This window comes from Mesorhizobium sp. BH1-1-5, from assembly GCF_020165615.1.
Lineage (GTDB): Bacteria > Pseudomonadota > Alphaproteobacteria > Rhizobiales > Rhizobiaceae > Mesorhizobium.
Genome location: NZ_JAIUIM010000027.1, coordinates 1 through 15,473 on the forward strand (window position 1 = coordinate 1; position 15,473 = coordinate 15,473).

At 63.3% G+C, this 15,473-nt stretch carries 14 protein-coding genes; 8 read left to right on the forward strand and 6 right to left on the reverse strand.

Annotated features, from left to right (window positions below; genetic code table 11):
- Positions 1 to 107: 107 nt before the first annotated feature.
- Positions 108 to 476: a four helix bundle protein gene (locus LB572_RS27645; protein ID WP_224669988.1), complete on the reverse strand. Its 369-nt coding sequence runs from the start codon at positions 474 to 476 to the stop codon at positions 108 to 110.
- A 53-nt stretch (positions 477 to 529) separates the two neighbouring features.
- Positions 530 to 1,966 (reverse strand): glutamine synthetase family protein, encoded by a 1,437-nt coding sequence (locus LB572_RS27650; protein WP_412033595.1) that lies wholly within the window; start codon positions 1,964 to 1,966, stop codon positions 530 to 532.
- A gap of 178 nt (positions 1,967 to 2,144) precedes the next feature.
- Between LB572_RS27650 and LB572_RS27655 the strand changes: the two genes are divergently transcribed.
- Complete coding sequence (locus LB572_RS27655; RefSeq protein ID WP_140806816.1) at positions 2,145 to 2,858, forward strand: HAD family hydrolase; 714 nt, start codon at positions 2,145 to 2,147, stop codon at positions 2,856 to 2,858.
- 194 nt (positions 2,859 to 3,052) lie between these two features.
- The gene (locus LB572_RS27660) at positions 3,053 to 3,856 is read left to right on the forward strand and encodes a MerR family transcriptional regulator (RefSeq protein WP_224669989.1); all 804 of its coding nucleotides are present in this window, start codon (positions 3,053 to 3,055) and stop codon (positions 3,854 to 3,856) included.
- 159 nt (positions 3,857 to 4,015) lie between these two features.
- On the opposite strand, the gene LB572_RS27665 is transcribed toward LB572_RS27660, so the two are convergent.
- The 3 genes from LB572_RS27665 to aceA form a co-directional block, all read right to left on the reverse strand.
- A complete protein-coding gene (locus LB572_RS27665) occupies positions 4,016 to 4,465 on the reverse strand; it encodes a response regulator (RefSeq protein WP_412033596.1) in 450 nt (149 codons plus the stop codon).
- Positions 4,466 to 4,690: 225 nt separating this feature from the next.
- On the reverse strand, positions 4,691 to 4,933 hold the full coding sequence (locus LB572_RS27670; protein WP_027168360.1) for a hypothetical protein: 243 nt from the start codon (positions 4,931 to 4,933) through the stop codon (positions 4,691 to 4,693).
- Positions 4,934 to 4,987: 54 nt separating this feature from the next.
- Positions 4,988 to 6,277, reverse strand: coding sequence for an isocitrate lyase (gene aceA / locus LB572_RS27675; protein ID WP_224669990.1), 1,290 nt, complete (start codon positions 6,275 to 6,277; stop codon positions 4,988 to 4,990).
- Positions 6,278 to 6,528: 251 nt separating this feature from the next.
- On the opposite strand from aceA, the gene LB572_RS27680 reads away from it, so the two are divergent.
- From LB572_RS27680 to LB572_RS27705, 6 genes are all read left to right on the forward strand, one after another.
- Positions 6,529 to 7,971, forward strand: coding sequence for a helix-turn-helix domain-containing protein (locus tag LB572_RS27680; protein ID WP_224669991.1), 1,443 nt, complete (start codon positions 6,529 to 6,531; stop codon positions 7,969 to 7,971).
- Between the two features lie 137 nt (positions 7,972 to 8,108).
- Positions 8,109 to 9,074 carry a DMT family transporter gene (locus LB572_RS27685; RefSeq protein WP_140806801.1) on the forward strand — a complete coding sequence of 322 codons (966 nt, stop codon included), beginning with the start codon at positions 8,109 to 8,111 and terminating at the stop codon, positions 9,072 to 9,074.
- Positions 9,075 to 9,411: 337 nt separating this feature from the next.
- Positions 9,412 to 10,509 carry a polyamine ABC transporter substrate-binding protein gene (locus LB572_RS27690; RefSeq protein WP_140806800.1) on the forward strand — a complete coding sequence of 366 codons (1,098 nt, stop codon included), beginning with the start codon at positions 9,412 to 9,414 and terminating at the stop codon, positions 10,507 to 10,509.
- 80 nt (positions 10,510 to 10,589) lie between these two features.
- Positions 10,590 to 11,729, forward strand: coding sequence for an ABC transporter ATP-binding protein (locus LB572_RS27695; protein WP_140806799.1), 1,140 nt, complete (start codon positions 10,590 to 10,592; stop codon positions 11,727 to 11,729).
- A gap of 8 nt (positions 11,730 to 11,737) precedes the next feature.
- Positions 11,738 to 12,706: an ABC transporter permease subunit gene (locus LB572_RS27700; protein ID WP_224669992.1), complete on the forward strand. Its 969-nt coding sequence runs from the start codon at positions 11,738 to 11,740 to the stop codon at positions 12,704 to 12,706.
- Positions 12,703 to 13,521 carry an ABC transporter permease gene (locus tag LB572_RS27705; protein WP_140806797.1) on the forward strand — a complete coding sequence of 273 codons (819 nt, stop codon included), beginning with the start codon at positions 12,703 to 12,705 and terminating at the stop codon, positions 13,519 to 13,521. Before LB572_RS27700 ends, LB572_RS27705 begins: the two co-directional genes overlap by 4 nt.
- 33 nt (positions 13,522 to 13,554) lie before the next feature.
- Here LB572_RS27705 and LB572_RS27710 read toward each other — a convergent pair whose 3' ends face one another.
- Entirely contained in the window at positions 13,555 to 15,435 is a 1,881-nt protein-coding gene (locus tag LB572_RS27710; RefSeq protein ID WP_224669993.1) for an AsmA-like C-terminal region-containing protein, read from the reverse strand.
- Positions 15,436 to 15,473 lie beyond the last annotated feature (38 nt).

A 15,473-nucleotide genomic window follows, 5' to 3' on the forward strand; every position in this document is an offset into this window, starting at 1 on the left:
ATTTCCGTCTTTGAGGCATCAGTCCCTCTCTCAGGACTGTCCCTTATATCCTTGTCTCAGTTTTGGGGTGCACTCCAGGGAGTAGGGGAGTAGGGGAGTAGGGGAAGCTAGTCGGCTGCTAATTTTCGAATCAGAAGTCGAAGAAGCTTCCCCACGCTTTCGGTACTGGCCAGCAATGGAGTCGTTGTTTGTTGTGACGCGATACCAGTGCGTTCAGCGATCAGAAGCTGCGTTTCTAATTCCTTCAGCGACCCTTGAGCGATGCGGAGAAACTGCTGATAGGAACCTCGAATCTCCCTACCGTAACCCTCGGCTATGTTTGACAGCACTGAAGCTGCGGAGCGGCGCACTTGGCTGGTCAATCCATAGAGCTCTTCCTTGGGCCAGGATTTTGTCGCGCTGTAGACCGACACAGCCAAGTCCATCGCCTGCTGCCAGACTACCAAATCCTTGTAAGAGCCTGTCTTTTCGGCCACCCGTCCTACTCCCCTACTCCCCTACTCCCCTACTCCCCTACTGCCTTACTCCCCTATACGTTCAACAAGAGGTACTCCCGCTCCCACGGGCTGATCACTTCCATGAAGGTCTCGAACTCGGCGCGCTTGATCGCCGTGTAGGTGGCGGCGAAGGATTTGCCGAGGATGGCGCCGAGCTCCGTGTCGTCCTCGAACAGGCCTACGGCCTCCAGAAGGCCGCGCGGCAGGTCGATTTCATCCGCGTTGGCGGTCGTCAGGACCGGCGGTTCCGCCTTGATCTTGTTGTTCATGCCGATCAGCCCGCAGGCAAGCGACGCGGCAAGCGCCAGATAGGGGTTGGCGTCGGAGGACGGGATGCGGTTTTCGACGCGCCGCGCCGCCGGATCCGAGCGCGGCACGCGGAAGGCCGTGGTGCGGTTGTCATAGCCCCACTTGTTGTTGACCGGAGCCGAGGCCTGCTGCGTCAGCCGGCGGTAGGAGTTGACGTAGGGCGCGAACATCACCAGCGCATTCGGCACATGCCTCTGCATGCCGCCGATGAAGTGGAAGAACGCATCTGTTTCCGAGCCGTCCTCGGCCGAGAAGATGTTCCTGCCGGTCTTCTTGTCAACGACCGACTGGTGGATATGCATGGCCGAGCCCGGCTGGCCCTGGATCGGCTTGGCCATGAAGGTGGCGTAGATCTCGTGCTTCAGCGCTGCCTCGCGGATGGTGCGCTTGAACATGAACACCTGGTCGGCAAGCTCGATCGGGTTGCCGTGGCGCAGATTGATCTCGAGCTGGCCGGCGCCCTCCTCATGGATCAGCGTGTCGATCTCCAGGCCCTGCCGTTCCGAGAAATGGTAGATGTCGTCGATCAGCTCGTCGAATTCGTTGACGCCGGCGATCGAATAGCCGGCGCCGCCGCCGATCGGCCGGCCCGAACGCCCGACGGGCGGCGTCAGCGGATAGTCCGGGTCGGGGTTCTTGCGCACCAGATAGAATTCGATCTCGGGCGCCACCACCGGCTTCAGGCCGCGCTCGTCATAGGCCGCAAGCACGCGCTTGAGCACATTGCGCGGCGTGAACTCGACCGAGCGGCCGTCCTGGTGCACGAGATCGCAGATCACCGCGGCCGTCGGGTCTTCTTCCCAGGGCACGACGGTCAGCGTCGAGAGATCGGGCAGAAGCTTCAGGTCGCCGTCATCCTCGGGATAGTGGAAGCCGTTGCCGTCCTCGGGATAGCCGCCGGAGATCGTCGTCATGAACACGGCCGAAGGCAGCGCCAGCGATGTATTGGATGTGAATTTCTTCGACGGCATCATCTTGCCGCGGGCGACGCCCGCCTGGTCGGGCGTGATGCACTCGATGTCCTCGATGCCGCGCCATTCGAGCCAGGCGCTGGCTTCCTTCCAGTTCTTCACACCACGCTGGTTTTTCAGGAAGGCAGGCGTGCGGGCGCGTCCCCCCCGGCTTGACGGACGGACTTCCTTTTTTTCAGGCGGCATCATTCACCAGATTGTGTTGCGGATTTCGAACTATAGCCGGGCGCCATGGGGGAAGGGAAGGGGAGGCGCCGGGCATGCCAAGCCGGCTGCCCGGGGAAAGTCATTCGGCCGCCGCCATTTTCTGCTTGCTGGCGGCGCTGCGACGTCTAGATGTGCCTGTCAGGAAAGAGTGAGTGCGCTGATGGCCGCTTCCCGGTTGACGACGATCGGTTTCGATGCCGACGACACGCTATGGCAGAACGAGCAGTTCTTCCGCATGACCGAGCAGCGCTTCCTAGCCATGCTTGCCGAGCATGGCGATGCGAGCAAGATTTCGGCGAACCTGCTTGCAGCCGCCAAACGCAATCTCGGCCTCTACGGTTTCGGCATCAAGAGCTTCACGCTGTCGATGATCGAGACGGCGATCGAGGTTACCGAAGGCCGTGTTCCGGCCTCGACCATTGCGGAAATCCTGGCTGCCGGCCGCGACATGCTCAGCCACCCGATCGAGCCGCTGCCGCATGCGCGTGAAACGGTCGAGAAGCTCGCCGGCAGCTATCGCCTGGTGCTGATCACCAAGGGTGACCTGATGGACCAGGAGCGCAAGCTTGCGCAATCGGGACTGGGCGAGCTTTTCGACGCCGTCGAGATCGTCAGCGACAAGAGCGCTGCCACCTATGCCCGGATCTTCAGCCGCCATGGCGAGGGACCGCAAAAGAGCATGATGGTCGGCAACTCGCTCAAGTCGGACGTGGTTCCGGCCATCGATGCCGGCGGCTGGGGTATCTATGTCCCGCATGAATTGACCTGGGCGGCCGAGCATGCCGAGGCGCCGGTCGCGGCGCCGCGGTTCCGCCAGATCGCCGACCTGAGCGAACTGCCCGCGCTGATCGAGAGCATCGCCATGGCAGGTTGACGACGGCCGGAGGTTGTGTTCCCCAGCCTGCGCAAAAGCCCGCTGGCGGCATACCTCCGCGGCGTCGCGCGAGCCGACGCTCTGGACGTCGGTTCGGGTAAGCGGGCGGCGCGAACGAACCGACCGACGAAGCTCTTGCATCGGACCCTGGGGCCGCCCTTACAGAAGCGAGGGTCCGGAACGGAAGGTCGGCTATGAGCGGCGAAAAGGAGCAATGGTTCGGCCCGGGCGAGACAGCTCGGCGGGTCGGCGTCACCACCAAGGCGCTCAGGGTCTATGAGCGGGAGGGCCTCGTTATCCCTCACCGCGCCGAATCGAGATGGCGCCTATACGGCCCAGCTCAAATCGGCCGCTTGCACCAGATCATCGTGCTTCGCGATCTCGGCTTGCCCCTCAAATCGATCAAGAAGCTTGTCGGGGATCATTCCCGGCTTCGGGGTATTCCGCGGCTGCAACGCGAAACGCTGGAGTCCCAACAAGACAAGATCAGGCGCGCGATCGCCCTCATAGATGTGGCGCTGTGTCAGATCGATGAGGGACGGGATCTTTCTCTGGACGAGTTGGCAATTCTCACCAAGGAGACTCTCGTGCAGCAACCCACCGATAAAAAGAAATTCCTCGCAAGGTTCGAAGCTCTGATCGCGGAACAGGATCCGACTGGGCAGGCAAGCCGCACCTTTGACGAGATAAGGAAGGAATATGACGGAGACGCCCACAAGGCTGCGCTGAGGGCCCTCATGGAGGAAGCCAGCCGACTGAAGGAGGCGGGCGACGTCAATTCCGAAGCCGCCAAAGAGTTCGTTCGGCGCGTGCGATCCCGTACCGCTGGCATCAGGCGTTCGAGCCCCCAGGCTGAGCAAGAGCTTATACGCGACGCGTATACCAAAACGCTTGCCGAGGCGCAGGCAAGATCCGAGGCCCTCTGGTTCGACCCTGAGGTCCTCGAATTTTTCCGCCAGGTCGCGCACGGAATGAGGGAACGTGGCGAGCTGGACTGACCCAGCCTCACGAGAACAGTTCCCGAATGTCGCCTCGACGCGCCGGCCCAGCCTGTCGCGAAACGCCTAGAGCGTTTCGCGGAAACGGCGAACCGCTCTGTCCCCTTGTTTCAACGCAATTCCGCATGGAAAACCGCTCACACTTTTCCTGGAATTGCTCTAGCCGCGCCCGACCAGTCGATCGACCACCGGTTGCAGCTTCTCGGGCGTTATCGGCTTGGCGACCACCGCATCGACCAGGCTCGACAGGCCGAGGCCTTCCGGCGTGCCATTCCTGGTTGAAAGCAGGATCACCGCGGGCAGCGGCTTGCCGGAGGCGCGCCGCAACGCGTCGATGGCCGACATCAGCCGGTCGCAATCCTTGTTGTCCGGGCCGCCGTCCAGGATGACGGCGCCGGGCAACTGGCCGGTCAGCGTCTTCTCGGCGGTTTCGGGCGATTCCGAGATCGGCTTCAGTCCCGATTTCTCGACGATTTTCGACACCACGACCCGATTGATCGACGATTTTCCGACGACGAGCACCTTGGAAAAGTCCGCCGCGACCGCGCCAGTCCGGGCTGCCGGTTTCGGGCGTTTTTCGGAGTGGTCGTCACGGTCGGGGGGGCACATCGGCGGGCAGGCACTCTGGTTCAATGCAGGGTTGAAACCTGAGGCACAATTGGGTGAGATCACGGCCGGTGTCAAGCTGAAACGGTCGAGGTCGAAAATATAGCAAGAAATTCTGGACCTCGGCGCAAGTCGTACCTCTTGGCGACGAAGGCAAATCGAAAAAATGCGATAGTCTCCCGAACGTATAGCGCGCGGGAGACTGTCGCCGAGACTGTTGACGTTGCGTCAAGTATGACTCTGCTGGGTAACGATCACCGGGATCAAAAGGTCTCCCCAGTTGCCGTCGCCGCCATGGTGCCTGGCCGAACGCACCAGCTCCACCGAGACGCCGGCCTCGACTGCCTTCATGACCGACTGGTTGAGCCTGTGCAGATCGTTGGCGAGCATGCGGATCGTCGCCTGCTGGTCGACGCTCATCGCGCTCGATTGTTCTTCTGCCCTTTCCTTGACGCGGCTTATCGATGCCATTGGTCTTCTCCTCGATGCAAATGCCCTGCGGGCGTTTCCTCTGGTTGTTATCGGTTACTCGGCCGCCGGCCTGAACTGGGCGTGCTCGGTCGATTCATGCATGGCGGTGGTCGAGGACTGGCCGCCGGTGATCGCCATCGACACGGCGTCGAAATAGCCGGTGCCGACCTCGCGCTGGTGCTTGGTCGCGGTGTAGCCGCGGGCCTCGGCCGCGAACTCGGCCTCCTGCAGTTCCGAATAGGCGGCCATCTGGCGATCCTTGTAGCCGCGCGCCAGCTCGAACATGCCGAAGTTCAGCTGGTGGAAGCCGGCGAGCGTGATGAACTGGAACTTGTAGCCCATCGCGCCAAGCTCCTTCTGGAACTTCGCGATCGTCGCGTCGTCGAGGTTCTTCTTCCAGTTGAAGGACGGTGAGCAATTATAGGCGAGCAGCTTGCCAGGATGGTGCTTGTGCACGCCCTCGGCGAATTTCCTGGCCTGCGCCAGATCCGGCTTGGAGGTCTCGCACCAGATCAGGTCGGCATGCGGCGCATAGGCCACGGCGCGCGCGATGCAGGGCTCGATGCCGTTCCGCACATTGTAGAAGCCCTCGACCGTGCGGCCTGCATCGTAATCGACAAAAGCCCGGTCGCGCTCGTCGATATCGGAGGTCAACAGCTTCGCCGCCTCGGCGTCCGTGCGCGCCACGACCAGCGTCGGCGTGCCCATGACGTCGGCCGCAAGGCGCGCCGCGTTGAGGTTGCGGATATGCGCCGCCGTCGGGATCAGCACCTTGCCGCCGAGATGGCCGCACTTCTTTTCCGACGCCAGCTGGTCCTCATAATGGACGCCGGCGGCACCCGCCTCGATGAAGGCCTTCATGATCTCGAAGGCGTTGAGCGGGCCGCCGAAGCCGGCTTCCGCGTCGGCCACGATCGGCGCGAACCAGGTCTCGACCGACAGCCCGTTGCCTTCGGATGTCTCGATCTGGTCGGCGCGCTGCAACGTGCGATTGATACGCTTGACGAGTTCCGGCGCCGCATTGGCCGGGTAAAGCGACTGGTCCGGATACATCGCCGACGCGGTGTTGGCGTCGGCGGCCACCTGCCAGCCCGAGAGATAGATCGCCTTCAGTCCGGCTCGAACCTGCTGCATGGCCTGGTTGCCCGACATGGCGCCCAGCGCATTGACGAAATCCTCCTCGTGAATGAGCTTCCACAGCCGGTTCGCACCCATCTCGGCCAGCGTCTGGCGAACCTGCACGGAACCGCGCAACCGCTTCACATCCTCTGGCGAATAGGGACGCTCGATGCCGTCGAAACGCCCTTCCGGCGCGGAGGGGACGAGGTTGTAAAAATCGGTCATTGGTCACTCCGGATCGTTTGCTAACTGCTTCGGCTACGCGTCACAAAGGCCCAATCTGTGGCGTCTGTGTATGACATCATTTACATTGCGGTGCGAAAGCCATCTAGGAAAACCGCCTTTTGGCATCGAAAATAAAGGAAAAGCTGTGTTGCCATTGACAGGCCGCACCTGTAAATTTGTCACGATTGTAAAAACGGCGAAGCGACCGCCGGACTCGATGTTCATGTAAATTCTTGTCAAGGATGGCAGGGATGGCCGACCAGAAGATTTTTGCCGGGCCGCGGCTGCGGCGGCTGCGCACCGCCAGGAGCCTGACCCAGACGGCGATGGCCGAGGGGCTGGGCATCTCGCCTTCCTACCTCAACCTGATCGAGCGCAACCAGCGACCGTTGACGGTGCAGCTCATTCTCAAGCTTGCCTCCGTCTATAAGGTCGATCCGCACGAACTGCAGGGAGAGACAAAAGGCTCGATCGCTGCCTTGCGCGAAGCGTTCAGCGATCCGCTTCTTGCCGGCGAACTGCCCGGCGACCAGGAATTGATCGACCTCGCCGAGACGGCGCCGAATGCCTCGGCGGCGATGGTGAAGCTCTTTCGTGCCTACCGCGAGCAGGCCGAGCGCCTGTCCGACCTCAACCAGTTATTGGCCAAGGAGGGCAGGGCGACCGCGCTGTCCGGCACGCGCTTGCCTGCCGATGAAGTCCACGAAGTGTTCGAGCGCCGGCCGAACCACTTCGCTTCGCTGGAGGAAGAGGCGGAGGCTTTCACATCGGTCCTCGAGCCCGGCGACGATCTGTCCGGCGCGCTGAAGGCCTGGCTGAGGCGCGAGCACGGCATCGTCGTCAAGGTGTTGCCGGTCGCCACCATGCCCAATTGGCGCCGCCGTTACGACCGCCATTCGCAGCGCCTGTTCCTGTCCGAGCGGCTGTCGCCTTTCGACCAGCTGCGCGAGGTCGCCATGGAGGCGAGCCTGATGCGCATGTCGGTGGCCATCGCGGGCGAGGTCCAGGCGCTGAAGCTCGCCACTGACGAGGCGCGCCGGCTTGCCCGTTTCGAGCTCGGCCGCTACGCCGCCCACGCGCTGATGATGCCCTATCAGGCTTTCCACGCCGCCGCCGTCCGCGCCCGCTACGACATCGACGTCTTGCGTTCCCGTTTCGGCGTCTCTTTCGAACAGGCGGCCAACCGTCTGACCATGCTGCAGCGGCAGGGCGCATCGGGCGTGCCGTTCTTCATGCTGGAAGTCGACAATGCCGGTAACCGCTTCCGCAAGGCCGGCAGCCAGGGCTATCCGCAGAGCCGTTTCGGCGGCGGCTGCCCAAAGCTTCCCGTCCATGCGGCCTTCTCGCAGCCGGGCCAGATACTGGTCGAGGCGGTGGAGATGCCTGATGGCGCCGAATTCCTTTGCATCGCCCGCACGCTGGAAGGCCCGCAAGGCGCCTTCTCCGAACGGCCGCGTCGCACCGCGCTCTTGCTCGGTTGCGATGTCGGCTTCCGCGACGAGATCGTCTATGGCGTGGCGCTGCCGGCCGGAGCCACCGGCAAGCCCGGGCAAGGCATCGCCACGCCGGTCGGCCCCGCCTGCCGGCTTTGCGAGCGCGCCGGCTGCCTTGCGCGCGCCGAGCCGCCGGTGACGCGCCCGCTCGGCCTCGACGAGATGGTGACAGGCCTCAGCGCCTTCGATTTCCAGGGATGATACCGGCGGATGTGTCCCAAGCCTCGCCGAGCGCTGGATCACGCCGGTTTTGCGCCTTTGCGCTACGCGATTGAGACGCAGTTCCTCGTCGTCCCTGGTGCATCGTGTCGAACGCAAACCGCTGACAGTCATCTGCCATGACCGATACCGCCTCGCCCCACGTCGCCCCGTCCTCCACCGCCTTGCCAGCCGTCTCGCCGCGCGAGGAGCGGATCGGCATGCTCCTGGTCTTCCTTTCGGCGCTTATGTGGAGTTTCGGCGGCACCATCGCTCGCTTCATCCATATCGGCGACAGCTGGACCGTGGTGTTCTGGCGCTCGCTCTGGGCCGTGGCCTTTCTCATCGCTTTCATGCTTTGGCGCGATGGTTGGCGCGGTACACTGAACCTCTTTCGGCACATGGGCCTGCCAGGCCTTGGCGTCGCCTTCTGCTTCGCCACCGCCTCGACCAGCTTCGTGGTGGCGCTTGCCTATACGACGGTCGCCAACATCCTCCTGATGCAGGCAGGCGTGCCGCTCCTGGCGGCTCTGCTCGCCTGGCTCCTGTTTCGCGAACGGGTCGGTCCGGCGACCTGGATCGCGATTGCCGCCGTCATCACCGGCGTCGCCATCATGGTCTCGGAATCCCTGGGCGGCGCCGTCTCGCCGATCGGCGATGGACTGGCGCTGCTGATCGCGGTGATGTTTTCCGTCGCGACCGTGATCACCCGGCGCTTCGCCCATGTGCGCATGGTGCCGGCCAATTGCCTTGCGGCGCTGCTCGCCAGTGCTTTCGCCGCTTCCCAGGCATCGGAGTTCGCGGTCTCCGGGCGCGACATGGGCTTCCTCTTCGCCTTCGGCGTCATCAATCTCGGCGTCGGCCTCGCCTTTTTTGCCATGGGCGCGCGGCTGGTGCCGGCGGCGATCGCGGCGCTGCTCGGCACCTTCGAGCCGATCCTTGGGCCGATCTGGGTCTGGCTCGTCCATTCCGAAGTACCGTCGGTGCGCACCATCATCGGCGGCGCGGTCGTCGTCACGGCGCTGCTCGTCCATATCGGCCTGGAGTTCAAGCGCCAGACACGGCCGGCGCGTCCCGGCGTCACCGGCCTGCCGTCGCCCAATTGACGATAGGCAGCGTTCCCCATTGACAACCCAGTTGCCGGACGGGCAGGCTGCGATTACGGCAACAACAAGACAGGCGTATCTTGCCAAGTGTCTCCGCCGGCCTGCTCGGGACCGGACAGCATCGTGATCGCTATGCTTACGCCGCGGTGAATGCCGCTGACGCGGCCCGGGTGCCTCGCCGAGGAGGCTGGAATGCCTTCGACCTTGATGTCGTGATCGAGCCTGGCGTGGACAGTTCACGCTTGTCGCTCTCCGGAAAGCTCAATAGTCTGAAACCAACGCCGCGCCGCCATATCGCGACGAGCCGGCGAGGGAATACTCACCAAAGGAGAACACCATGATCCGCAAAGCGCTCTTGCTTTCGGCGACGTCGGCATTTCTGACGCTTTTCACAATAACCGGCCATGCCGAAGACCGCGTCGTCAACGTCTACAACTGGTCGGACTATATCGACTCTTCGATCATCGACGACTTCACCAAGAAGACCGGCATCAAGGTCGTCTATGACACCTTCGATTCCAACGAGATCCTGGAGACGAAACTGCTTGCCGGCGGCAGCGGCTATGACGTCGTCGTGCCGAGCGCCAATTTCCTGGCGCGCCAGATCCAGGCCGGCGTGTTCCAGAAGCTCGACAAGTCGAAGCTGCCCAACATCTCCAACATGTGGGACGTCATTTCCGAGCGCACCGCCAAATACGATCCGGGCAACGAATATTCCGTCAACTACATGTGGGGCACGGTCGGTCTAGGCTATAACATCAAGAAGGTGCAGGCCGCGCTCGGCACCGACAAGATCGATAGCTGGGACACCTTCTTCAATCCCGACAAGCTGGCCAAGCTGAAGGATTGCGGCGTCTACGTGCTGGACTCTCCCGCCGACGTCATTCCGGCGGCGCTGAAATATCTCGGGCTCGATCCCAACAGCACCTCGCCCGATGACATTTCCAAGGCCGAGGAAGCGTTGCTGAAGGTCCGGCCTTATATCCGCAAGTTCCATTCGTCCGAATACATCAACGCCTTGGCCAATGGCGACATCTGCCTGGCCATCGGCTGGTCGGGCGACGTCTTCCAGGCGCGAAACCGCGCCGAGGAAGCCAAGCAGGGCGTCGAGATCGGTTATTCGGTGCCGAAGGAAGGCGCCCAGATGTGGTTCGACCAGATGGCGATCCCCGCGGACGCGCCGCATGTCGCCGACGCGCTCGAGTTCATCAACTACATGATGACGCCCGAAGTCATCGCCAAGTCGTCGAACTACGTGCTCTACGCCAACGGCAACAAGGCCTCGCAGCAGTTCGTCGACAAGGCGATCCTGGAAGATCCTTCGGTCTATCCGGACGAAGAGACCACGAAGAAGCTTTATACCGTTGCGCCATACGATCCCAAGACACAGCGTGTCATCACGCGCACCTGGACCAAGATCGTCACAGGCCAGTAAGCATTGAGACACGACCCCGGCAGCCAACTGCCGGGGTCGCTTTCTTTTGGGGAATTCAAAAAAGTAACGGAGTGGGGACCATGAAATCGCTTGGCAGCATCCGCAGGGATTTCGCGCCATGGAACGACCCGAACGCCAAGCCGTATATCCAGTTCGACAAGGTCACCAAGAAGTTCGGCGACTTCACCGCCGTCAACAATCTGTCGCTGACCATCTTCGAGCGAGAGTTCTTCGCCCTGCTCGGCGCTTCCGGCTGCGGCAAGTCGACCCTGCTCAGGATGCTCGCCGGCTTCGAGGAGCCGTCGGCGGGCCGCATCCTTCTCGACGGGCAGGACCTGCGCGGCATCCCGCCCTACAAGCGGCCGGTCAACATGATGTTCCAGTCCTACGCGCTGTTCCCGCATATGACGGTGGAAAAGAACATCGCCTTCGGCCTGAAGCAGGAAGGCATGCCTGGGGCCGATATCGACAAGCGCGTCGCCGAGATGCTGAAGCTCGTCAAGCTCGAGCAGTTCGCCAAGCGCAAGCCGCACCAGCTCTCGGGCGGCCAGCGCCAGCGCGTGGCGCTTGCCCGCTCGGTCGCCAAGCGCCCGAAGGTTCTGCTCCTCGACGAGCCGCTCGGCGCGCTCGACAAGAAGCTGCGCGAGGAAACGCAGTTCGAACTGATGGACCTGCAGCAGGAGCTCGGCCTCACTTTCGTCGTCGTCACGCATGACCAGGAGGAGGCCATGACCATGGCCGACCGCATCGCCATCATGGACAAGGGCGAGGTGATGCAGGTCGCGACGCCTGCCGAGATCTACGAGGCGCCGACCTCGCGCTTCGTGGCGCATTTTGTCGGCAATGTGAACATGTTCGAGGGCAAGGTTGCCGAGCGCACGGCAAGCGCCACGCGCATCACCGGCGCGACCGGAGCGCAGATCGTCGTCGACAATGGCAGCGACGCCGCTGCCGGCTCCGACATCATTTTCGCGATCCGGCCGGAGAAGATCAAGGTTTCTTCCAAAAAGCCGGTCGATGCGGTCAACGCGCTCGAAGGCGAGGTCTACGATGTCGCCTATCTCGGCGACATGACCGTCTATCATATCAAGCTCGACGACGGTCAGATCGTGCGGGCAAGCGCGCTGAACGCCTCGCGTGTCACCGAGGATCCGCTGACCTGGAACGACCGCGCCTGGGTTTCCTTCCGGCCCGACGCCGGCGTCGTGCTGACAAGGTAGGAGCGGACATGACAAACATCGCAGCTGCCGCCGCTCCATCGACGACCGCTACCGCCGCCACGCCGCTGACGCGGCTGGCAAAGGGCTTCGTCAACCGCCTCGTCATCATCATTCCCTATCTCTGGCTGCTGTTCTTCTTCCTCGTCCCCTTCATCATCGTCTTCAAGATCTCGCTGTCGCAGACGGCGATCGCCATGCCGCCCTACACGCCAGTGCTCGATTTCAGCGATGGCGTTTCCGGATTCTTCGCAGGCTTCCGCGATCTCAACTTCGATAACTACACCTGGCTCACCCAGGACGCGCTCTATTTCAACGCCTATGTGACGAGCCTGATCATCGCGGGGATCTCGACGATACTCACCCTGATCGTCGGCTATCCGATCGCCTATGGCATGGCGCGCGCGCCGGCGGCGATCCGCCCGACCCTGCTGATGCTGGTGATCCTGCCGTTCTGGACCTCGTTCCTGATCCGCGTCTATGCGTGGATCGGTATCCTCAAACCCGAGGGGCTGCTCAATCAGGTCCTGCTCGCGACCGGCCTGATCAGCCAGCCGCTGGTTATCCTCAACACCTACACGGCGATCTTCATCGGCATCGTCTATTCCTACCTGCCCTTCATGGTGCTGCCGCTCTATTCCTCGCTGGAAAAGATGGACTATTCGCTGATCGAGGCCGCGCAGGACCTCGGCTGCCCGCAGACCAGCGCCTTCTGGAAGATCACCTTCCCGCTGTCGCTGCCCGGCGTCGTCGCCGGCTGCCTGCTGGTGTTCATTCCGGCTGTCGGCGAGTTCGTCATCCCCGATCTCCTCGGCGGTTCGCAGACGCTGATGATCGGCAAGACGCTCTGGAACGAATTCTTCTCCAACCGCGACTGGCCGGTCTCGTCGGCGGTGGCCGTCATCCTGCTCCTGGTGCTGACCATCCCGATCATGTTCTTCCAGCAGGCGCAGGCGAAGGCACAGGAGCAAGGCAAATGAACGCGACCTGGAGCCGCTTCAACATCACCTCGATCGTGCTGGGCTTTGCCTTCCTCTACCTGCCGATCGTGCTTCTGATCGTCTTTTCCTTCAATGAATCGAAGCTCGTCACCGTCTGGGGCGGCTTCTCGACCAAATGGTACGTGTCGCTGTTCCACAACCAGGGTCTGATGGATGCCACCTGGGTGACGGCGCGCGTCGGCGTCATCTCGGCCACGGTTGCGACCGTGCTTGGCACGCTCGCCGCCATCACGCTGACGCGCTACACGCGCTTCAGGGGGCGGGTGCTCTTCTCGGGCATGGTCTTCGCGCCGCTGGTCATGCCGGAAGTCATCACCGGCCTGTCGCTGCTCTTGCTTTTCGTCGCCGTCGGGCTCGACCGCGGCTTCCTCACCGTGACGCTCGCGCACATCACTTTCACCATGTGCTTCGTCGCCGTCGTCGTGCAGTCGCGCCTGGTCACGTTCGACCGCTCGCTGGAGGAGGCGGCGATGGATCTCGGCGCGCCGCCGGTGAAGACCTTCTTCCAGATCACCTTGCCGGTCATCCTGCCGGCGATCATCTCCGGCTGGATGCTGGCTTTCACGCTCTCGCTGGACGACCTGGTCATCGCGAGCTTCACTTCGGGTCCCGGCGCCACCACGCTGCCGATGAAGATCTATAGCCAGGTGCGCCTCGGCGTGACGCCGGAAATCAACGCCGCCTGCACGATCCTGATCGCGGTGGTGGCGGTCGGCGTCATCATCGCCTCGATCGCCAACAAGCGCCGCGAGATGCAGCGCCAGCTCGACGAGCAGGCCGCGCAGCGCGGTTGAGAACCAGGGACGGGGACGCGTTGCGCCCCCGATTTACTGGCCTGAAACGCCGGGGGCGATCGGCGATATGAACGGCGCGCTCCAGTTGCCGCCGACGAAGAACAGCGATTGACTCGGCGGCGCGGGTGCCGGACTGGCCGCCTGACCATTGGCCTGCTGGGGCTGCTGCGCCGGCTGTCCGTTGGGTACCACGCCGCCCGAAAGCGCCAGCCCGCGTCCGACATAGGAGGCGATGCCGGACAGCCAGATCTTGTATTTCTGCGAATTGATCTCGGCCTTGTCCAGGCGCGCCACCCCCTTCGAAATGCTTGCCTTGATCTCGGCGCCGTCGATCGGCAGCGAACCATTGGCGACGTCGTCGAGCGCGAAGAAGCCGCCTTGCTGGTTGCGCTTGAGGAAGGCCGGCAGGTCGAGCCCGTTGAGCGTGCCCGGCCCGAAAGTCGCAGAGAACGATCCGTCGGCATTCTCGAAGATCGAGTTCCACGCCTTGCCCGGCCCCTTGAGGATGACCGACACCGTCCCGGTGCCGACCGGCACCAGCCGCGTCATTCCCGCCGCCGTGGCAAAGGCTCCCGTGTCCACATCCGATGCCAGGAGCCGCATCTCGACCTGCGTGCCTTCCGGCTTGCGGTCGAAACGCAGGCTGCTCTGGACGGTGCCGCCAAAGGCTGACGCGTCGGATATGTCGAACACGGCAAGACCGTTCTTGACCTGCGCGGTCGCCGCGACGTCGGCCAGCTGGACCGGTCCGGCGGTGGCGTGCGCCGCCGACAGCCTGAGGTCGAGGTTGATGCGGTCGGCGAAGCTGGTGTCGATATCGCCGGGGCCGGCCTCGCCGGTGGGCACGACGGGCGTGAAAGCCGACAGGAAGGATCTCAGGTCCAGCGTATCGAAGGCGAGCGTGCCGGCAATCACCGGGCGCCCCTCGGCGAAGGAGAAATCCAGCGCTCCCATGCCCGGATTGTTGTTGAGCGTGACCGTGGTGTTCTCGAACTTCGCGCGTCCCGCCGAGGCGTTCACCTTGCTGCTGACAGAGACGGTGCCGATCGCAGCACCTGGCGCGATGCCTGCCTGCGACCACTCCAGCACGCGCCGCAGCGACGGCGCGGCGAACTTTGCCTGGCCGTCCAGATAGGCATTGTCCGAGATCGAGGCCGTTCCGTCGAAGGAGAACGTCGCGGGCGCCGCCTTGAAGGAGAGGGTGACGGGGGCCGCCCCTCCGGCAAACAGGACCAGCGGTTTCGCCGAGGAGAAATCGAGCTGCACGCTTTCGCCGCGCCAGATTCCGGTCGCGGTCAGCGATGCATCGCTGTTCATCGCTTCCCAGTTGACCTGGCCGTTCAGGCTGCTCAGGATTTCGGCGTCCTTGCCGTCAACCGAAGTCACCACGCGGCCATCGCGGAATTCGACGGTGCCGAACGGATCGGAAGGCAATTTGCCGAGATCGGGTTTTTGCGGGTTGGCGGTGACCAAGCCGCGCGCGGTATCGATGGAGCGCGTGATGCGCCCGCCGGTCGGAAGCGGCGGCAGGTAGAAGCCGTTCGCCATGCGCTGGACCCTGATCGTCGGGCGCACCAGCCTTGCGGTCGAGAAGGCGACGTTGCCCTGCAAGGCCGCCATGGCGGAGAGATCGACTTCCACGCGATCGGCCTCGACCACCGGCGGCGCGTCGGTCTCCGTCCACTGCGACAGCGTCACGTCGCTGAGGATGGCCCGGAACTTCGGCCACACCTCGATGCGCGGCGAGCCGTCGATCGTGACCCTGAAGCCGCTCCAGGCACTCAATTCCCAGGCGATGCGGTCGCGCACGATGCGGGTCGAGGCAATCAGCGGCAACGCCGCGACCGCGAGCGCGATGACGAGCACGGCAACGCCGATCGCCCACACTCCGCGCCGGATCAGAGATGATGGCATTTCGCCCCGTATGCTTTCATTGCCGATAAAATCGCCCG

Excerpts from the sequence above, each read along its gene's own strand:
- LB572_RS27650 (WP_412033595.1), bottom strand. The coding sequence starts at position 1,966 with ATGATGCCGCCTGAAAAAAAGGAAGTCCGTCCGTCAAGCCGGGGGGGA.
- LB572_RS27655 (WP_140806816.1), top strand. The coding sequence starts at position 2,145 with ATGGCCGCTTCCCGGTTGACGACGATCGGTTTCGATGCCGACGACACG.
- LB572_RS27660 (WP_224669989.1), top strand. The coding sequence starts at position 3,053 with ATGAGCGGCGAAAAGGAGCAATGGTTCGGCCCGGGCGAGACAGCTCGG.
- LB572_RS27665 (WP_412033596.1), bottom strand. The coding sequence starts at position 4,465 with ATGTGCCCCCCCGACCGTGACGACCACTCCGAAAAACGCCCGAAACCG.
- LB572_RS27670 (WP_027168360.1), bottom strand. The coding sequence starts at position 4,933 with ATGGCATCGATAAGCCGCGTCAAGGAAAGGGCAGAAGAACAATCGAGC.
- aceA (WP_224669990.1), bottom strand. The coding sequence starts at position 6,277 with ATGACCGATTTTTACAACCTCGTCCCCTCCGCGCCGGAAGGGCGTTTC.
- LB572_RS27680 (WP_224669991.1), top strand. The coding sequence starts at position 6,529 with ATGGCCGACCAGAAGATTTTTGCCGGGCCGCGGCTGCGGCGGCTGCGC.
- LB572_RS27685 (WP_140806801.1), top strand. The coding sequence starts at position 8,109 with ATGACCGATACCGCCTCGCCCCACGTCGCCCCGTCCTCCACCGCCTTG.
- LB572_RS27690 (WP_140806800.1), top strand. The coding sequence starts at position 9,412 with ATGATCCGCAAAGCGCTCTTGCTTTCGGCGACGTCGGCATTTCTGACG.
- LB572_RS27695 (WP_140806799.1), top strand. The coding sequence starts at position 10,590 with ATGAAATCGCTTGGCAGCATCCGCAGGGATTTCGCGCCATGGAACGAC.
- LB572_RS27700 (WP_224669992.1), top strand. The coding sequence starts at position 11,738 with ATGACAAACATCGCAGCTGCCGCCGCTCCATCGACGACCGCTACCGCC.
- LB572_RS27705 (WP_140806797.1), top strand. The coding sequence starts at position 12,703 with ATGAACGCGACCTGGAGCCGCTTCAACATCACCTCGATCGTGCTGGGC.
- LB572_RS27710 (WP_224669993.1), bottom strand. The coding sequence starts at position 15,435 with ATGCCATCATCTCTGATCCGGCGCGGAGTGTGGGCGATCGGCGTTGCC.